The 16,410-nt window shown below is 73.1% G+C and carries 16 protein-coding genes; 7 read left to right on the top strand and 9 right to left on the bottom strand.

Annotated features, from left to right (window positions below; translation table 11 throughout):
• Positions 1–209 precede the first annotated feature (209 nt).
• On the top strand, positions 210–1,343 hold the full coding sequence (locus ACTMS2_RS27035) for a carboxylate-amine ligase (RefSeq protein ID WP_441177913.1): 1,134 nt from the start codon (positions 210–212) through the stop codon (positions 1,341–1,343).
• A gap of 37 nt (positions 1,344–1,380) precedes the next feature.
• On the opposite strand, the gene ACTMS2_RS27040 is transcribed toward ACTMS2_RS27035, so the two are convergent.
• On the bottom strand, positions 1,381–3,165 hold the full coding sequence (locus tag ACTMS2_RS27040) for an N-acetylglutaminylglutamine amidotransferase (protein WP_441177914.1): 1,785 nt from the start codon (positions 3,163–3,165) through the stop codon (positions 1,381–1,383).
• A gap of 199 nt (positions 3,166–3,364) precedes the next feature.
• The gene (locus tag ACTMS2_RS27045) at positions 3,365–3,802 is read right to left on the bottom strand and encodes a MarR family winged helix-turn-helix transcriptional regulator (protein WP_441177915.1); all 438 of its coding nucleotides are present in this window, start codon (positions 3,800–3,802) and stop codon (positions 3,365–3,367) included.
• A gap of 153 nt (positions 3,803–3,955) precedes the next feature.
• Between ACTMS2_RS27045 and ACTMS2_RS27050 the strand changes: the two genes are divergently transcribed.
• Positions 3,956–5,674, top strand: a complete 1,719-nt coding sequence (locus ACTMS2_RS27050; protein ID WP_441177930.1) for an ABC transporter ATP-binding protein — start codon at positions 3,956–3,958, stop codon at positions 5,672–5,674.
• Between the two features lie 45 nt (positions 5,675–5,719).
• Here the strand turns inward: ACTMS2_RS27050 and ACTMS2_RS27055 are convergent, their stop codons facing one another.
• On the bottom strand, positions 5,720–6,553 hold the full coding sequence (locus ACTMS2_RS27055; RefSeq protein WP_441177916.1) for a TetR family transcriptional regulator: 834 nt from the start codon (positions 6,551–6,553) through the stop codon (positions 5,720–5,722).
• A gap of 107 nt (positions 6,554–6,660) precedes the next feature.
• On the opposite strand from ACTMS2_RS27055, the gene ACTMS2_RS27060 reads away from it, so the two are divergent.
• Together ACTMS2_RS27060 and ACTMS2_RS27065 are read left to right on the top strand one after the other, a co-directional pair.
• On the top strand, positions 6,661–7,629 hold the full coding sequence (locus ACTMS2_RS27060; protein ID WP_441177917.1) for an ABC transporter ATP-binding protein: 969 nt from the start codon (positions 6,661–6,663) through the stop codon (positions 7,627–7,629).
• Entirely contained in the window at positions 7,626–9,251 is a 1,626-nt protein-coding gene (locus ACTMS2_RS27065) for an ABC transporter permease (RefSeq protein ID WP_441177918.1), read from the top strand. The genes ACTMS2_RS27060 and ACTMS2_RS27065 overlap by 4 nt, the downstream gene beginning before the upstream one ends.
• Before the next feature lie 12 nt (positions 9,252–9,263).
• Here the strand turns inward: ACTMS2_RS27065 and ACTMS2_RS27070 are convergent, their stop codons facing one another.
• Entirely contained in the window at positions 9,264–9,725 is a 462-nt protein-coding gene (locus ACTMS2_RS27070; protein WP_441177931.1) for a hypothetical protein, read from the bottom strand.
• 171 nt (positions 9,726–9,896) lie between these two features.
• Between ACTMS2_RS27070 and ACTMS2_RS27075 the strand changes: the two genes are divergently transcribed.
• Positions 9,897–10,502 carry a hypothetical protein gene (locus ACTMS2_RS27075; protein ID WP_441177919.1) on the top strand — a complete coding sequence of 202 codons (606 nt, stop codon included), beginning with the start codon at positions 9,897–9,899 and terminating at the stop codon, positions 10,500–10,502.
• A gap of 127 nt (positions 10,503–10,629) precedes the next feature.
• On the opposite strand, the gene ACTMS2_RS27080 is transcribed toward ACTMS2_RS27075, so the two are convergent.
• Positions 10,630–11,643 carry an ADP-ribosylglycohydrolase family protein gene (locus ACTMS2_RS27080; RefSeq protein ID WP_441177920.1) on the bottom strand — a complete coding sequence of 338 codons (1,014 nt, stop codon included), beginning with the start codon at positions 11,641–11,643 and terminating at the stop codon, positions 10,630–10,632.
• Positions 11,644–11,913: 270 nt separating this feature from the next.
• Positions 11,914–12,207: a DivIVA domain-containing protein gene (locus ACTMS2_RS27085; protein ID WP_441177921.1), complete on the bottom strand. Its 294-nt coding sequence runs from the start codon at positions 12,205–12,207 to the stop codon at positions 11,914–11,916.
• Between the two features lie 315 nt (positions 12,208–12,522).
• On the opposite strand from ACTMS2_RS27085, the gene ACTMS2_RS27090 reads away from it, so the two are divergent.
• Positions 12,523–12,762: a winged helix-turn-helix domain-containing protein gene (locus tag ACTMS2_RS27090; RefSeq protein WP_357565614.1), complete on the top strand. Its 240-nt coding sequence runs from the start codon at positions 12,523–12,525 to the stop codon at positions 12,760–12,762.
• Positions 12,763–13,101: 339 nt separating this feature from the next.
• On the top strand, positions 13,102–14,109 hold the full coding sequence (locus ACTMS2_RS27095) for a hypothetical protein (protein WP_441177922.1): 1,008 nt from the start codon (positions 13,102–13,104) through the stop codon (positions 14,107–14,109).
• Between the two features lie 6 nt (positions 14,110–14,115).
• Here ACTMS2_RS27095 and ACTMS2_RS27100 read toward each other — a convergent pair whose 3' ends face one another.
• The 3 genes from ACTMS2_RS27100 to ACTMS2_RS27110 all read right to left on the bottom strand — a co-directional run.
• Positions 14,116–14,970 (bottom strand): hypothetical protein, encoded by an 855-nt coding sequence (locus tag ACTMS2_RS27100; RefSeq protein WP_441177923.1) that lies wholly within the window; start codon positions 14,968–14,970, stop codon positions 14,116–14,118.
• 157 nt (positions 14,971–15,127) lie between these two features.
• On the bottom strand, positions 15,128–15,802 hold the full coding sequence (locus ACTMS2_RS27105; protein ID WP_441177924.1) for a hypothetical protein: 675 nt from the start codon (positions 15,800–15,802) through the stop codon (positions 15,128–15,130).
• Positions 15,803–15,976: 174 nt separating this feature from the next.
• Positions 15,977–16,410, bottom strand: a 434-nt coding sequence (locus ACTMS2_RS27110) for an 8-oxoguanine DNA glycosylase OGG fold protein (protein WP_441177925.1), incomplete at its 5' end; no start/stop codon positions are given.

Below are 16,410 nucleotides of genomic sequence, written 5' to 3' on the forward strand. Positions count from 1 at the left end.
TCGGGCCGGCCTGCGGCTCGGCCGCTCGGCGGCCCGGCGGCCTGCGGCTCGGCGGCCTGCGGCCCGGCGGTCCGGCGCGTCGGGACGGCCTGTGGCCCGGCCGGCGGACCGCGTCCTGGCCTGCGCGTTTCCCGGTCGGCGGGCCGGGAATCCGGGTCGTCCGGCAGCGCGGCGCCCGGCGCGCCGCCCGACGAACGGACGCCGCGCCCATGACGTACCGTCCGACACTTGCCACCGCCTCCGACACTGCGACGCTGACGCTGGGGGTCGAGGAGGAGTACCTCCTGCTCGACCCGGACACGGGGGAAAGCCTGCCGGTCGCCGACCGGGTGCTCGCCGCGCTGTCCGGCAGCGCCCGGGACCAGAGCCGGCAGGAGTTCCGGCACAGCATGGTGGAGATGGTCACGCCCGTCACCGCCGACCTGGCCGAGCTGCGCGCCCACCTGGTGGCGCTGCGTCGCTCGGTCGGCGACGCGGCCGAGGCCGCCGGGGCCCGGCTCGTCGCGGTCGGCGCCACGCCCGTGCACGAGCCGCACCGGACGGTGCCGGACAAACCGCGCTACCACGCGATGTCCCGGCGGTTCGGGCCGGTGGCGCACGATCCGGCCGTGTGCGGCTGCCACGTGCACGTGGGGATGGCCGACCGCGAACTGGCCATCCAGGTCTGCAACCACCTGCGACCGTGGCTGCCGGTGGTGCAGGCGATCACCGCCAACTCGCCGCTGCACGACGGCCGCGACACCGGGCACGCGAGTTGGCGTTCCATGCAGCTGGAACGCTGGCCCAGCATCGGGCCGACCCCGCACTTCGAGTCCGTCGCCGACTACGACGCGACGGTGGCGGAGCTGATCAACGCCGGGATCATGCTCGACGCGGCGATGGTCTACTGGTACGCCCGCCCGTCGGCCGCGTACCCCACGGTGGAGGTGCGGGTGGGCGACGTCTGCCCCGCCGTGGACGACGCCGTGCTGGTCGCCGGGCTGGTCCGGGCGCTCGTCGCGACGCTGGCCGACGACGCCCGTGCCGGGGTCCCCGCCCGGCGGATCCGCGACTGCCTCGTCTCCGCCGCGCACTGGCGGGCCGCCCACGACGGGTTGGAGGGCGACCTCATCGACCTGCGCGCCGGCATCGCCCGTCCCGCCTGGGACATGGTCGGGGAGCTCGTCGACACGGTCACGCCGGCCCTGGCCCGCCACGGCGACCTCGACTACGTACGCGACCAACTGCTCCGGCTGCGCCGCGACGGCAACGGCGCCACCAGGCAACGCCGCGTCATGGCCCGCACGGGCGACGACGTGCGCGCCGTCCTGGACCATCTCGCCACCGAGACCCGCGCCGGCTGAGCCGTCCCGTTGCCATGACGCCCCCGGGGCGGCGCGGTCAGCGGACGTCGTGGGACTGTAGCCAGAGTTCCAGCAGGCCGAGCTGCCAGAGCTTGTTGCTGCCGGCGGCGGCCTGCGCCCGATCCGGCTCCGCCAGCAGCTCGGCGACGTATTCGCGGCGGAACAGGCCGCGCTCGCGGGCGGCGGGCGCGGCGAGGGCCTCGGCGACGAGCTGCCGTACGGGGCCGTCGACGTTGCGCAGCGCCGGCACCGGGAAGTAGCCCTTCGGCCGGTCGATCACCTCGGCGGGCAGCACCTGACGGGCCACCGCCTTGAGTACGCCCTTGCCGCCGTCGGCCACCTTGTGCTCGGGCGGGCAGGCCGCCGCCAGGGCGACCAGGTCCTGGTCCAGGAACGGGGTGCGCACCTCCAGCCCCCACGCCATGCTCATGCTGTCCACCCGCTTCACCGGGTCGTCGGGCAGCATCAGGTGGGTGTCCAGGCGCAGCACCGCGTCCAGCGCCGTCTGGGCGCCGGGCGCGGCCAGGTCCGCGGCGAGCAGCTCGCGGCTGGCGTCGCGGTCGCAGGCGTACGCGGGGTCGACCACCCGGTTCAGCTCGGCGTGGTCGCGGTCGAAGAACGCCTCGGCGAAGGCCGCCGCCGCGCCGTCGAGGGGCACCCGCGTCAGGGGCTGGTGGTAGCCGTAGCCGGCGAAGACCTCGTCGGCGCCCTGGCCGGACTGGGCCACCTTCACGTGCCGGGCCACCTGCTCGGAGAGCAGATGGAAGGCGACCACGTCGTGGCTGCCCATCGGCTCGGTCATGGCGTGGACGGTCCGTCGTACGGCCGGGACCAGGTCGTCGTCGGCGAGCCGGATGCGGTGGTGGTCGGTGTCGAAGGCGCGGGCGACCAGGTCGGAGTAGTGGAACTCGTCGCCGGCCTCGCCGCCGCGGCTGTCGAAGCCGATGCTGAAGGTCCGCAGGTGCTGCTGCCCGGCCTCGGCGAGCAGGGCCACGATCATGCTGGAGTCCAGGCCGCCCGAGAGCAGCACACCGACGGGGACGTCGGCGACGAGCCGTCGCCGTACCGCCTCGCGCAGCGCGTCCCCGACGGCCGCCCGCCAGTCCTCGGCGTCCATGCCGGCGTGGGCGGGGTCCCGGGCGTAGTCGGGCCGCCAGTACACGTGTTGGCGGCTGCGCCCGTCGGCCTCGACGACGCGCACGGTGGCCGGGGGCAGCTTGCGGATGCCGCGCAGGACGGTGCGGGGCGCCGGCACGATCGAGTGCCAGGAGAGGTAGTGGTGCAGCGCCACGGGGTCGATCGAGGTGTCCACGTCGCCGGCGCGCAGCAGCGCCGGCAGGGTGGAGGCGAAGCGCAGCCGCCCGGGTGACTCGGCGAGGTACAGCGGCTTGATGCCGAGCCGGTCGCGGGCCAGCACGAGCCGGCGCCGCCGCCGGTCCACGAGCACGACGGCGAACATGCCGACCAGGTGGTCGACGAAGCGCTCGCCCCACTGCGCGTACGCCACCAGGACGACCTCGGTGTCGCTGGTGGAGTGGAAGGTGTGCCCGGCGCCGCGCAGCTCCTCGCGCAGCTGCGGGTAGTTGTAGACGCAGCCGTTGAAGACCAGCGCCAGCCCCAGGTCGTCGCGGACCATCGGCTGGGAGCCGGCCTCGGTGAGGTCGATGACGGTGAGGCGGCGGTGCCCGAGGATCACCCAGCCGTCGTCGAACAGGCCCTCACCGTCGGGGCCCCGGGAGCGCATCGCCTCGGTCATCCGGGTCACCGCGTCGGCGTCCGGCGTCGATCCGTCGAACCTCGCCTCGCCGCTGATGCCGCACATGGTCAGTGGTCACCGGGCTTGCGGGGCGTCGGACCCACCGTGATCACTCCCGTCGGCGTCGTGGTTGCGCCGGACCGCCGCTCGCGGGGGCCCGGTCCCGTCCGCAGGACGGGCGGCTGGGCTACCCGCCGCCGGGGGCGACAAACCCGGGTGGGGACCCGGCTGCGCTCCCCGGTGGGCGCGGGCTCGGTGGGCTGCGTCAGTCGCGCAGCGTACGCAGGATGCGGGCGAGCTGTTCCCGGTCGGCGGGCGCGAGGCCCCCGAACAGCTCCTCGGCGGCGGCCCGGCGGGCGGCGCGGATGGCGGCGCCGGTGCGCGTACCCTCCTCGGTCGGCGCGACCAGGGTGGCGCGCCGGTCCGCCGGATCGGGCCGGCGCCGCACGAGCCCGCGCGTCTCGAGGTCGTCGACGACCTCGGTGGCCGAGCGCGGGGCGATGCGCAGGTGCTCGGCGAGCGCGCTGAGCCGCAGCGCGCCGTGCCGGTTGAGTACGCCGAGCGCCCGGGACTGGGCGGGCGTGACGTCCCAGGGCGCGAGTGCCTCGCGGGTGCGGTGGCGCAGTCGACGGCTCACCGCCCAGAACGTCTCGGCGAGCCCGTCCTCGCCGCCGTCGTCGCTGCGGTGCGTGTCTGCCGTCACGGGAATACGGTAGCAGCGAAAGCTGTTGCTCCCTCATGTTGAGGCAACCTCAGCATCTCCGACGTGAGGAAGTACGCCTTGGAACCCGTCCCCGCCGGCCGCGACCGCGGCCCACACAAGGTCAGCGCCGCCGAGAAGGCCCAGGCCCGCCAGGTGTCCCTGCGGCGCATCGGCGCCCTATTCGCCCGGCACCGGGCGGCGCTCGCCGCCGTCACCGCGATCATCGTGGTCTCCTCGGTGCTCGCCATGGCCTCGCCCTTCCTGCTGCGCGCCGTGATCGACCGGGCCCTGCCGGAGCGCGACCTGACGCTGCTGGTCGCGCTGGTGGCCGGCATGGTCGCCGTCGCCGCCGTGACCTCGGTGCTCGGCGTGGCGCAGACCTGGATCTCCACCCGGGTCGGCCAGCAGGTCATGCACCGGCTGCGCACCGATGTCTTCACCCACCTGCAACGGCAGTCGCTGGCGTTCTTCACCCGCACCCGCACCGGCGAGGTGCAGTCGCGCATCACCAACGACATCGGCGGCATGCAGAGCGTGGTCACCTCGACGGCCACCTCGATCGCGGCCAACCTGACCACGGTGGTCGCCACCGCGGCGGCCATGGTCGCGCTCTCCTGGCGACTCTCCCTGGTCTCCCTCGTCGTGCTGCCGCCGGCCATCTGGCTGACTCGCCGCGTCGCCCACCTGCGCCGTGAGATCACCGCGCAGCGCCAGCGCGAACTCGCCGACCTCAACGTCACCGTCGAGGAGGGGTTGTCGGTCAGCGGCGTGCACCTGGCCAAGACGCTGGGCACCGGCCCCGCCCTGGCCGCCCGCTTCGCCGCCTCGTCGGAGCGCCTGGTCGACCTGGAACTGCGCTCCGAACTCGCCGGCCGCTGGCGGATGGCCACCATGAGCGTCGTCTTCGCCGCCATCCCGGCGGTCATCTACCTCAGCGCCGGCCTGCCCGGCGCCGCCGGCACGCTCAGCATCGGCACCCTGGTCGCCTTCACCGCGTTGCAGGGCGGGCTGTTCCGCCCCCTGATGGGCCTGCTCAACGTGGGCGTCTCCGTCACCGCCTCGCTGGCGCTGTTCGCCCGGATCTTCGAGTACCTGGACCTGCCCGTCGAGGTGGCCGATCCCGCCGAGCCGGTCGACGTGGACCCCCGCCGGGTCCGGGGCGACCTGCGCCTGACGGACGTCACCTTCAGCTACCCGGGCAGCGACACCGCCGCCGTCGCGGGGATCACCCTCGACGTGCCGGCCGGCACCGGCCTGGCCCTGGTCGGCGAGACGGGTTCCGGCAAGAGCACCCTGGCCGCGCTCGTCAGCCGCCTGCACGACCCGACGAGCGGCCGGATCAGCATCGACGGCGTCGACCTGCACGACCTGCGCCTGGCCGACCTGGCCGCGATCGTCGGTGTGGTCAGCCAGGAGACGTACCTGCTGCACACCACGGTGCGGGAGAACCTGCGCTACGCCCGCCCGGACGCCACCGACGCCCAGATCGAGGACGCCGCCCGCGCCGCCCAGATCCACGACCTGATCGCCGGGCTGCCCGACGGCTACGACACCGTCGTCGGCTCCCGCGGGCACCGCTTCTCCGGCGGCGAGAAGCAGCGCCTCGCGATCGCCCGTACGCTGCTGCGCGACCCGCGCATCCTGATCCTCGACGAGGCCACGAGCGCGCTGGACACCGAGACCGAGCGCGCCGTGCAGCGGGCGTTCGACGAGGTGGCCCGGGGCCGCACCACCATCACGATCGCCCACCGGCTCTCCACCGTGCGCGACGCGGACCAGATCGCCGTGCTCGACCACGGCCGGATCGTCGAGTCCGGCAGCCACGACAGCCTGCTGGAGCGGGCCGGCCGCTACGCCACCCTCGCCGCCTGATCGGGCCGACGCGCGCTTCTCAAAACAGTCGCGAAAACCGTCTCATTATTCTGCGACGGCCGGGTCGAGGTGGCGGTAGACGGTGGCCCGCGAGACGCCGAGCGCGGCGGCGATCTCGTCGGCCGAGTGGCCGCCCTCGGCGTACATCCGCCGGGCCGTCTCGACCTGCTCCGGACCCATCGCCCGGGGCCGTCCGGGGCGGCGCCGGCCCCTCGCCGCACCGCCGGAAGCCGGCGCACCCGCGCCACCGTCGGCCGCCGTGCCCGCGCCAGCACCGGCTGTCGGCGTGCCCGCGCCGCCCGACGTGCCCGTGCCGTCGGGCGGGCCGGAGCCGACCGGGTCGCCGAGCAGTCGGCGCACGCCGTCCAGCATGTCCGCCCGCAGCGCCGCGTCCGGCACGTCGGCGAAGAAGACGATCGGGTCGCTGCACGCGGCGACCGCCTGCACCGCCCGCACCCGCTCCCGGCGCCCGGCGTCCGGCCCGGCGATCAGGTCGTTCGCGCGCATCGCGATGCGCATCAGACGGTGGAAGGTGTCGCCCCGGGTGATGAGCGCGATGTCGTGGAAGAGCATGCCGAGCGGGCGGCGGTGGGTCAGCATGGTGTCCACCCAGCCCTCCAGCACCGTCCAGCGGGCCCGCTCCGCCGGCCCCGCCTCGGCCGCGTCGAGCAGCGCCTCCAGGTCGGCCACCAGCGGCTCGACCAGGGCGGTGAGCAGGTGCTCCTTGGCGGGGAAGTGGTAGAGGATCGCCGCCTTGGTCAGCCGCAGCCGTTCCGCGATCTGGCGCAGTGAGGTGCGCTGGTAGCCGTGCTCCGCGAACAGGTCCAACGCGGCGCGCAGGATCCGGGTACGCGTGTCGTCGGGGGCGTCCGCCGTCATGGCGGCAAGCGTAGCCGCCGCTGACCGGTGGGAGGCATCACTGTTGATTCGACTGACCATCGGTCAGTACAGTGTGGTCATTGGCACCACCAGCGGCAGGAGGGGTCATGCCCGTCATCTCCATCGACGACCTGGTCAAGACGTTCGGCAGCGTCCGCGCGCTCGACGGGCTCGACCTGACGGTCGAGGCGGGGGAGGTGCACGGCTTCCTCGGCCCCAACGGCTCCGGCAAGTCCACCACCATCCGCGTCCTGCTCGGCCTGCTGCGCCGCGACGCGGGCGACGTGCGGGTCTTCGACGCCGACCCGTGGCGCGACGCGGTGGCCCTGCACCGCCGCCTGGCGTACGTGCCCGGCGACGTGAACCTGTGGCCCAACCTCTCCGGCGGAGAGGCGATCGACCTTTTCGGCCAACTGCGCGGCGGCCTCGACCGGCGCCGCCGAGACGACCTGCTGGAGCGCTTCGACCTCGACCCGACGCGCAAGTGCCGCACCTACTCCAAGGGCAACCGGCAGAAGGTCGCCATCGTCGCCGCCTTCGCCTCGGACGTCGAGCTCTACGTGCTCGACGAGCCCACCTCCGGGCTCGACCCGCTCATGGAGGCCGTGTTCCAGGACGAGGTCCGCCAGCTCAAGCGCGACGGCGCCACCGTCCTGCTCTCCAGCCACGTGCTGGCCGAGGTCGAGGCGCTCTGCGACCGGGTCAGCATCATCCGCGAGGGCCGCACCGTCGAGTCCGGCACCCTCACCGAGCTGCGCCACCTCACGCGTACGGCCGTCACCGTCGAGACCGCGCGGCCGGCGACGGGCCTGGACGCTCTGCCCGGCGTGCACGACGTGCGCGAGGTCGACGGTCGCACCCACCTGGAGGTCGAGCCCGCCCACCTCGACGAGTTGCTCGGGCACCTCGTCCGCTTCGGCGTACGCGCGCTGACCAGCGCCCCGCCCACCCTGGAGGAGCTGTTCCTGCGCCACTACGGCGACGAACGCCCCGCCGTCGCCGCCGGCACCTCCGCGCCGGCCGGCCCGACCGACGGCCACCGCCCCGACGCCGACCGGCCGGCGGGTGCCCGGTGAGCGCGTTCACCGGCACCGGGCGGCTCGCCCGCCTCGTGCTGCGCCGCGACCGGGTCCGGCTGGCGATCTGGGTGCTCGGCACCCCCCTGCTCGGCTACGCCCTCGCCGGCAGCGTCAAGGAGTTCTACCCGGACGAGGCGGCCCGGGTCGGCTACGCCGGCACGTCGGCGTCCAGTCTGGTCGCCCGCGCGTTCAACGGGCCGATCGCCGGCACCGACCTGGGCGCGGTGGTGGTCGCCGAGACGTACGTGACGCTGGCCCTGCTCGCCGCGCTGCTGAGCACCTTCGCGGTCGTCCGGCACACCCGGCAGAACGAGGAGACCGGCCGGGCGGAGCTGCTCGGCGCCTCCGTCGTCGGCCGGTACGCGCTGCTCACCGCCGCCCTGCTGGTGATCGTCGCGGCGAACGTTGCCGCCACCGTCCTGCTCGCCGCCGCCCTGGCCGGCGCCGGGCTGCCGCTCGCCGGGTCCGTCGCCGCGGCCGCCGCCATCGGTGGCGTCGGGGTGGCGTTCACCGGCGTCGCCGCCGTCACCGCCCAACTGTCGGTCACCTCCCGGGGCGCCAACGCGCTCGCCGCCGCCGCGGTCGGGATCTCCTTCCTGCTCCGCGCGGCCGGTGACGTGCTGGGCGAGCAGACCGACGGCGGCCTGCGCGTGGTCAGCGCCTGGCCGTCCTGGCTCTCCCCGCTCGGCTGGGGCAACCAGGTGCGCGCCTTCGGCGGCGAACGTTGGTGGACGCTGGCGCTGCCCGTGGCGCTGCTGGTCGCCGGGGTCGCGGCGGCCTACGCCCTCGCCGAGCGGCGGGACATCGGCGCCGGGCTCGTCGCGCCCCGGCGCGGGCCGGCCACGGCCACGCCCGGCCTGCTCAGTCCCGCCGGGCTGGCCTGGCGGTTGCAGCGCGGCGCGCTGCTCGGCTGGGCGGTCGGGGTGGCGGTGCTCGGGTTCTCGATGGGCATCGCCGGCGACGAGTTCAACGCCATGATCGAGGAGAACCCGGCCGCCGCCGAGGCCATCAGCGCCATAGGCGGCGGCGCGCGGCTGATCGACGCGTACCTGGCGGCGATGCTGGGGCTGTTCGCGCTGACCATCGGGGCGTACGTCGTGCAGGCGCTGCTGCGCACGCGCACCGACGAGGCGGACGGGCTGCTGGAGGCGGTGCTCGCCACGGCGGTCGGGCGTACCCGCTGGCTCGTCACCCAGGTGCTCGCGGCGACGTTCGGCGCACTCGCCCTGGTGCTGTTGGGCGGGCTCACCACCGGGCTCGGCTACGGCCTGGTCGCCGGCGACCCGCTCGGCCGGGCCGTCGAGCTGGGCGGGGCGGCGCTGGTACGGCTGCCGGCACTGCTGGTGGTCGCCGGGGTGGTGACGGCGCTGTTCGGTCTGCTGCCCCGCTGGTCGGTGGCGCTCTCCTGGGCGGCGCTGATCGTGTTCCTGCTGCTCGGGCAGCTCGGTGCGGTGCTCGACCTGCCACAGGCGGCGCTGAACCTGTCGCCGTACACCCATGTGCCGTCGGCCCCGGCGGTCGACCCGGCGGTGCTGCCGCTGGCCGTGCTGACGGCGGTGGCGGCGGCGCTGCTGGCGGCCGGCATGGCCGGCTTCCGCCGCCGCGACGTCCCGAGCTGACGGGGGCGCGTGTCAGGAGGCGGCGAGGGGTTCCCGGGAACCGGCGTCGAGCCGTGCGGCCACCCGGGTGACCGCGTCGCGGATCATCGTGCCGTACCCGTCGTCCGGCAACTCGGCGGCCAGGGGCGCCGCGAGCGCCAGGTGCTCCCGGGCGCCGGCCACGTCGCCGGCGCGACGGTACGCGTCGGCGAGGTTGAGATGCAGGGACGGCAGCAGGGCGCGGACCCGCAACGAAGCGTGGTGCCGCTGGACGCGCTCGTCGCTGAGGTCGGCTACGGCGGCCAGCGCGCGGCGGTCCCACGTCACCTCGTCCGCGACCGCATCCTGAAGGTCGGCCAGGTGGTGCGCGACGGTGCACCGGTGCAGTGCGTCCCCGTCCTCGCCGATCCGGTCCCAGAGCGCCGTGAGGGCCTCCCGTGCGGCGGTACGGTCGCCCGCCGCACCCAGCTCCAGGGCACGGCCGATGTGCGCCATGACGTCGTCGGCGTCGTTCGTGTCCACCGTGCTCCTCGCGGTCGGGGCCGGCAGTCGGCCGTCGGGTCTGCGCGGCACATGCTCGGGTCTCGACCGACTCGAGGGTCAAGCCCTCTACCCGGAGTGGTCCCGTGGCGAAGTCCGCTTGCCGCTGACTGGCAGGCTCCAGGCATGGGAAGCATCGTCACGCAGTTGCCCGCCCTCATCGGCGTACTGGTCGGCACCATCGGCACGATCGTCGCCACCTCCCTCGCCGACCGCACCCGGTGGAAGCGGAACCAGTCCGTCCGCTGGGACGACCGGCGGCTCGACGCGTACGTCGAGTTCGCGCGGGTGATCAAGGAGATCCACGCCGTCGCCGTGCGCATGCTCGCGGATGAGCGCCCGCACTCGCGCGGGCACCGGATGGACCGGGAGGAAGGCCTCACCCGCCTGGCCGACGCGGACGTCCGGCACACGTTGGCCTGGGAGAGCGTCCTGCTGCTCGGGGACGCCTCGACCGTGTCGGCGGCACGCGAGTGGCGGGACGCCGTGTGGGAGATCGAGCGCGTGGCCCGCGGACTCGACCAGGGCAACGACAACGACCTCGCCGACCTGCTGCACCGGGCCAACGAGGCGCGGGACCTCTTCTACCGCGTGGCCCGTGGCGGCCTCAGCGTCCGAGGCGGCTCGGTCGCCCAGGCCGTGGTGCTCGAAGCGAGGCTGGACGAGATCCGGGCGAGCAGGGCGTCACGGCAGACGCCGGAGACGTCCGCCCAGGCGCCAACCGGCAGGTGAGCGCGACCGGAGACCTCTCATCGTCCTGACAGGCCGCGCGACGAGGGCCAGGTCGTGGACGACCTGCGGACCGGTGGACGACGATCATCCCGTCGCACCTTGCGCACAAGCGCGCTCCGATCCGGCGTCAGCTGGGGTAGCGGGTCCTCCAGTGCGGATCGGTCGGGGGGAAGTATTCGCCTCCCGACGGGCTGTCGTGCAGCTCGGTGACGAGGTCGCGGGCCAGCGTGTCGGCCGTCCAGGCCAACTCCAACCGGGACAGCCAGTCGACCGGGAGCGCGTCCGGCCCGTGCGCCGCGCCGAGCAGGGCGCCGGCCACCGTAACGGCATGGCCGCCGTCGCCGGCCGAGGCGGCGAACAGGAGCGCCTCGCGTACCGTCTCCCGGCCCGGGAAGCAGGCCACGGCGTAGACGCCGCCGGCCAGCGCGGAGACCGCTCGCGCGTCAGGGGCGAGGCGGGCCAGCTCACCCCGCGAGGCGGGACCCGACCGGGCCGCCGTCAGGGCCGGAACCAGGGACCGCTCGGCGGCCTCGGGCCACTTCCCGGGCTCCGACGCCACGCTCCCGATGGCCTCGACGAGTGGACGTCCCACGGCGAGCAGACGGACCACCGCACCACCCAGCCCGGCGGCGCCGACGGCGTCGCCCGCGTGTGTGAGGGCGGCCATCTCCGCCGCCTCGCACGGGTAGAGGCTGACCGGCAGGGTCCGGGTGAGCGCGTGCGCCCCGGTGCTCGTACCGCGGGGCTCGTCGATCGTGCCCATCTCGCGCCGTTGCAGCGCCGCCACCGTTGCCGGCGCCGACCCGCGCCGCTCGGCCAGCGCCGGTACCCGCACCAGCCAGCCCCGCAGCCCGTTGCCCTCGCCGCGGACCTCGAAGCCGGGTACGCCCTGGATCGCGGCCCAGTTCCGGTACGACTCCCACACCATGCTCGGCGGGTGGCAGATGCCCCGGTGCCGGTGCCGGACGTGGGCGCGGATCAGGCCGTCGACGGTGAAGCAGGCGAGCTGCCCGGCAGCGGTAGCCGGCAGCGGCCCGGACGCCGGCATCGTGCCGCCTGTCGCGCCGATGGCGTCACCGAGCATCAGCCCGAGCACACAGCCCCGAGCGGTCGCGAGCTGCTGCGCCGTCACCTTGGTCACGCCGTGAAGCATAGGAGCGGGTGGTACGGGGCCGCCTCGGGGCGGGAGAGCCCATGGCCGAACGGAGGCCGGCGAGCTGGACGTAGATCTCGCGCTTGTCGGTCGCCTCGCCGCGCCGGTTCAGGACGTAGCCGGTCAGCCAGATCCAGCCGGCGTACGTCGGTTGGTCGCAGACCGAGACGACGCGGAAGGTCAGGGCGCGGTCGCCGGCGAACTGCACCGAGGCCCGGCCGTCGACGACGAGCAGGTCGCCGGGGGAGGGGCGCGCGGTCAGCAGTGGCCGGCGTTGCGGTGGTGCTCCTCCGGCGGCCGGCACTGCCGCGCGTGCATGGTCTGCCAGTCGCGCAGCGCCCGCTTGATGCGGTCGTTCTCCTGGCTGAGCAGCCGTACCGTCTCGTTGAGCATGGCCAGTTCGTCGGAGACCCGGGCCTGGAACTCGCGTACCTCCACGGGGTCGACGCCGCGCCGGCGTGCAACGAACTCGCGGGTCCGCACCTCGTGCGGCGTCAACCGGCCCGGGTAGCCGGCCGGGTAGGGCTGGCCGCCTCGATACACCTGAGCCACGACGACCCTCTCTCCAGGGCAGGCGGGAGCGCGCAGGCTCCGCGCGGTGGGGTCTGGAAGGGCGGGTCGCCCGCGCGGGGGTCGCGGACGACCCGCCCGCTCGGCCGCCGCAGCCCGATCCAGCGGTACGACAGCAGAGCAGCCGGACAGGGCCGGGACGGGCATGGACACCCGCCCAGACCAGGGGATGAGCCGAACTCGATGCCACGCGAGGACCGGCCTGGAACCAACATAGCTAGACATGTCAGATGAGTCAACGTTGCTTGTTAGGCGCGTCGCGGTGTGATCGAATCGGATTGCCACGCGAGGAGTGCCATGCGAGAAGTGCCGGACTATTGGCGCATCGCCGACGATGTGATCGCCGACGTCAGATCCAAGAAGTTGAAGCCAGGGGACAGGCTGCCCTCGATTGCCGAGCTGCGTCAGAACTACGGCGTCAGTCACGGGACCGTGCAGATGGCCTACGCCCGGCTGGAGGCGTTGCGGGTGATCCGCCGGCAGCAGGGCAAGGGTGTCTTCGTCACGGACCCGAAGACCTGGATGCGGGAGCCGTAGGCAGCGGGGCTGGCCGGCTCGGCGCTCGACCGGACCAGTCGTCTTCGTGGTGACGGGTAGCCGACAGTGCCGATGGCATTGCGACTGTCAGTCTCACCCTGGGGCGGGAAACTCGATGCCGGCTCTCGGAATTGGGGGAGCGGACGTCACGGCGATCGCCCCGGCTGGCCGGCGCGACTGACTTCGTGATGGCGGAAAGTCGGTGCCGCCGGGCGAGGTTCGTAGCGGTACGCGGGGTTGCCGGATCGCACAGGTGGATGGAGCTGTCGGGCCGCACGACTGTCGCGGTCAGCGCGGTGCGACGGGGTGCACGCCTGACTGACGCGTAGGGGGATGACCATGGCACGTCGGCCGCGTTCGCTGGTGCTGCTCCTGGCTGTCGTTCTCGTCGGCGTTGCCGGTGGTGTCGGCGCCCGGCTGCTGCGCGAGAGGCCGCAGCCCGAACTGCTGCCCGTACGGGTGGTCTTCACCTCCTCCGCCGCCGAGATCTCCGTCGCGGGGGAGCGGGACGGGGGGTGCGTCGAGGCGGCGGTGCTCGGCGAGTGCCTGCCGGTCGTACGGGTGATGCAGGAGCCAGGCGAACCCCTGCGGGCGCTCGCGCTGACCGGGGTGGTCTCGCCGGGAATCTCCCTGCTCTACTGGGGCTGCCGTGAGGGGGCCGGTGTTCCGGTCTGTACGGCGGCTCCCCAGCCCGCGGATGCCGTGGTCTGTGTCACCACGTCCAGCGAGCATGACCTCCAGGCGAGCGCGGCGTGCACGGAGCTGAGCGGCACCACCCGCACCCCCGCTCCGGCCGCCCGCACCGAAGTGGTCCAGTTCGTGCCGGTCACCCGGGACGGCCGACCGGCGCCGGGCTACCAGGTCACCGAAGTCGGAAGTCAGCAGCCGGACGAGTGCTTCCCGGCCTATTCGGCGACCGCACCGGACATCGTCTCGTGCCTGCCGTTCGTGCTCGGCGCGCACGCCTGCTGGGTCGAGCCGGACCGCACCAAGGTGCTCTGCGGAAGACCGGGCACCAACCAGTTGATCCGGTACGAGATGCGGCAACCCGTCGCCAGCGCTGATCCGCCGGCAGAAGAACGGCGTGGTCCGCTACTGATCGAGCTGCGAGATGGCACCAAGTGCACCAGGCGGTGGGGCGGCCCGGCCCCGTCGTGGCCAGGCCCGCTCACCGCCTGGTACTACTGCAGCGGCCGCGGGATTATGGTGCAGGTGGCCGATGAACCCCTGATCTCCCGCACAGACCCATACTGGACGGTGCGTCTCGTCGATCCCCTCGACGTCGGCGGCGATCCCGCACTTCAACCCTACGAGGTCGCGTTCGTGCACTACGCGGGGCGGCCGTAGCGCGGCTCACCAATCAAGCTCGACGAGGGAGTTCCCGGACTTCGGGTCGCGGCCGTAGGTCACGCCGTACTTGGACACCGCGCGCCAGCCGACGGTCTGGAACGGTTTTCCCGACCCCAGGTCCACGACCACCGTCTCCCGGCGGCCGTCCTGGGTGACCTCCAGCACGAGCTCCCATTCGTAGCGGACCGGGCGGCGGGTCGCGCCGACCAGCTCGAAGACCAGCGGTTCTCCCTCCGCCGCGAACCGGTTCTCGACATCGGTGAACACCCGACCGGTCGGCTTGCCGTCCCTGTCGGCCGTGAGGGCGTCCTTGCGCGGGGAGTCCAGGTCGAAGTAGACGACGTCGACGGGTCCGCCGCCGTCCGGCGGAATCACCAGCCGCGTCCCGGACGGTGCCGGCTGTTCCGACCGAATCCGGGCCCGCATGGATTCGATGTGCACCGGCTGCTTCCGATTGCCGGTGAGGGTCAGCCGGTAGCGCGAGACGGAGACGCAATCCGGGGCGCAGATCCAGCCGACCCGCGTGCCGCCGAGTGCGGTGAGGCGCCGGTCTTTCTCCGCCAGGCGCTCTTCGAGGCTCTGACCGGGGGCCGGCGAGGCGTCGATGAAGGAGAACGCCTTCAGTGGCAGCACCGTCGGGAACACCCACGCGACACCGTCGTCAGCCTCGTGGAACGCCTCGCGGACGCTGACGTGGAACGGCGGTTCCCCGAGATGCAGCGGGTCGGTCGCCTTGTCCTCCTGCTGCTTGTTGATCGGCGCGCAGGCGTACGTCAATGCGCCTGCGACAAGGACGCCGAGCAACGTGATCGCGAGGGTGTTGAGGTTCTGCCGCCGGGGGGAGACCTCACCGGTCATGCTGCTACGACCTCTCTGCGGGGAGACTTCGGTTCCTCCGTGATGTCAGCGGCTGGTGCTCGATTGTGGGTCATGGGCGGTGGTGAATCTGTCGCCAGTTCGACACTCGCACGTCGGGGACTCACTTGCCCGGACCGACGTGTGGGCTCTCGCGGTGCTACGCGAGGGCTGCGGCCGAGTACCGATCCACCTGCTTGCCGAGCAGGCTGGCCACTACGTCCGCGTCCGCGCTCATCAAGCCGCCAGCACCCGTCGAGATCATGACCGGGCCGACGAGAGCGAAGCCTTGCAGCACCGTGCCGTTGTCCATCTCGATGCGGACGCCCAGACTGGCTTCGCCCGTCTCCGGTAGGTTCATCAGCGCGTACGTCACCTTCTGACCGTTCAGAGTGTCCTTGCGGCAGGTCTGCAGCACCTCCGCCAGCTTGTCGAACGACGCCTTGGCCTGATCGGCACTGCCGTATTGCCGTAGCGTCACCACGGCGACCTCGGTGTTCAGGCCACCGCCCTTCTGGTACGACCGGGATACCTCGACCTTGGCGGTGTGGGGCTGCCGGTAGTTGCAGAACGTCTTGTCGCTACCGTCGTCCTCCTCGTCCGGCGCCTCGCTGTAGCCCGCCGGCATCGACTTCAGCGGCAGCAGTGCCTGGGTGAGGACCGCCTTGTCGAGCCGCTTGTAGGTAGCCGCGGCCGGTGAAGCCGTGGGACCGGTGGCCGGCGCGGAAGCACTGGGAGTTGGAGGCGGCTCGGCTCCGCCACCATCACCGCCGCAGGCAGCCAGGGTGATTGCCGCGGTGACGGCGGTCGCGAGGATCGTGACGGTACGGCTCAAGTGCATTGGAGTCCTTGCTTGTGGCGAGTGGCCGGCACAGCCTACGTTTGTCGGCCAATCTGACGAGGTTGTTGCGTCTGTATGATGATGACTGCTTGATAGGCAACTCGGGTCAGTACACGCGCGTGGGAAAGGAGCGGGAGCGGTCCGTACCGCCGGTGTTCGCAGCAGGCCTCATCGACCGTGCTCCCAAACCGTCCGCTCCACGACATCCGGCTCGGTCCCGCCGCCCCAGCCACTCGCTCTTTCGTGAGTCCAGGTTAGGTACTCGCCGTATTCGGCCGCGCTCCAGGGACCAAGCGGTCGCCAACTCGTGCCCCGGCAGCGGTTCATGCCGATCACCACGTACTGGTCCAGGGTCAGGGGACGGTGGTCGCCCGCCGTCGAGTCCCAGCCGAGGAAGTAGAGCAGCTTGGTGAAGAAGGATGGACCCAGCCGCTTCAGCCTGTAGTCACCGCCGTGATGGAGGGCCGCGTATGCCGCCTCAGGTCCCTTACTCCGCAAGACCTGGAGTGCCGTACCGAGGTGCCGTGAGCCACCCCCGCTTTCATGGAGCTTCTTGATCATGGTCTGATGGCCGTGGGGAGGAAGTCGTCCGTGGCAGCACC

Origin of the sequence: Micromonospora sp. SD12 (assembly GCF_052068495.1) — a bacterium.
GTDB lineage: Bacteria > Actinomycetota > Actinomycetes > Mycobacteriales > Micromonosporaceae > Micromonospora > Micromonospora echinofusca.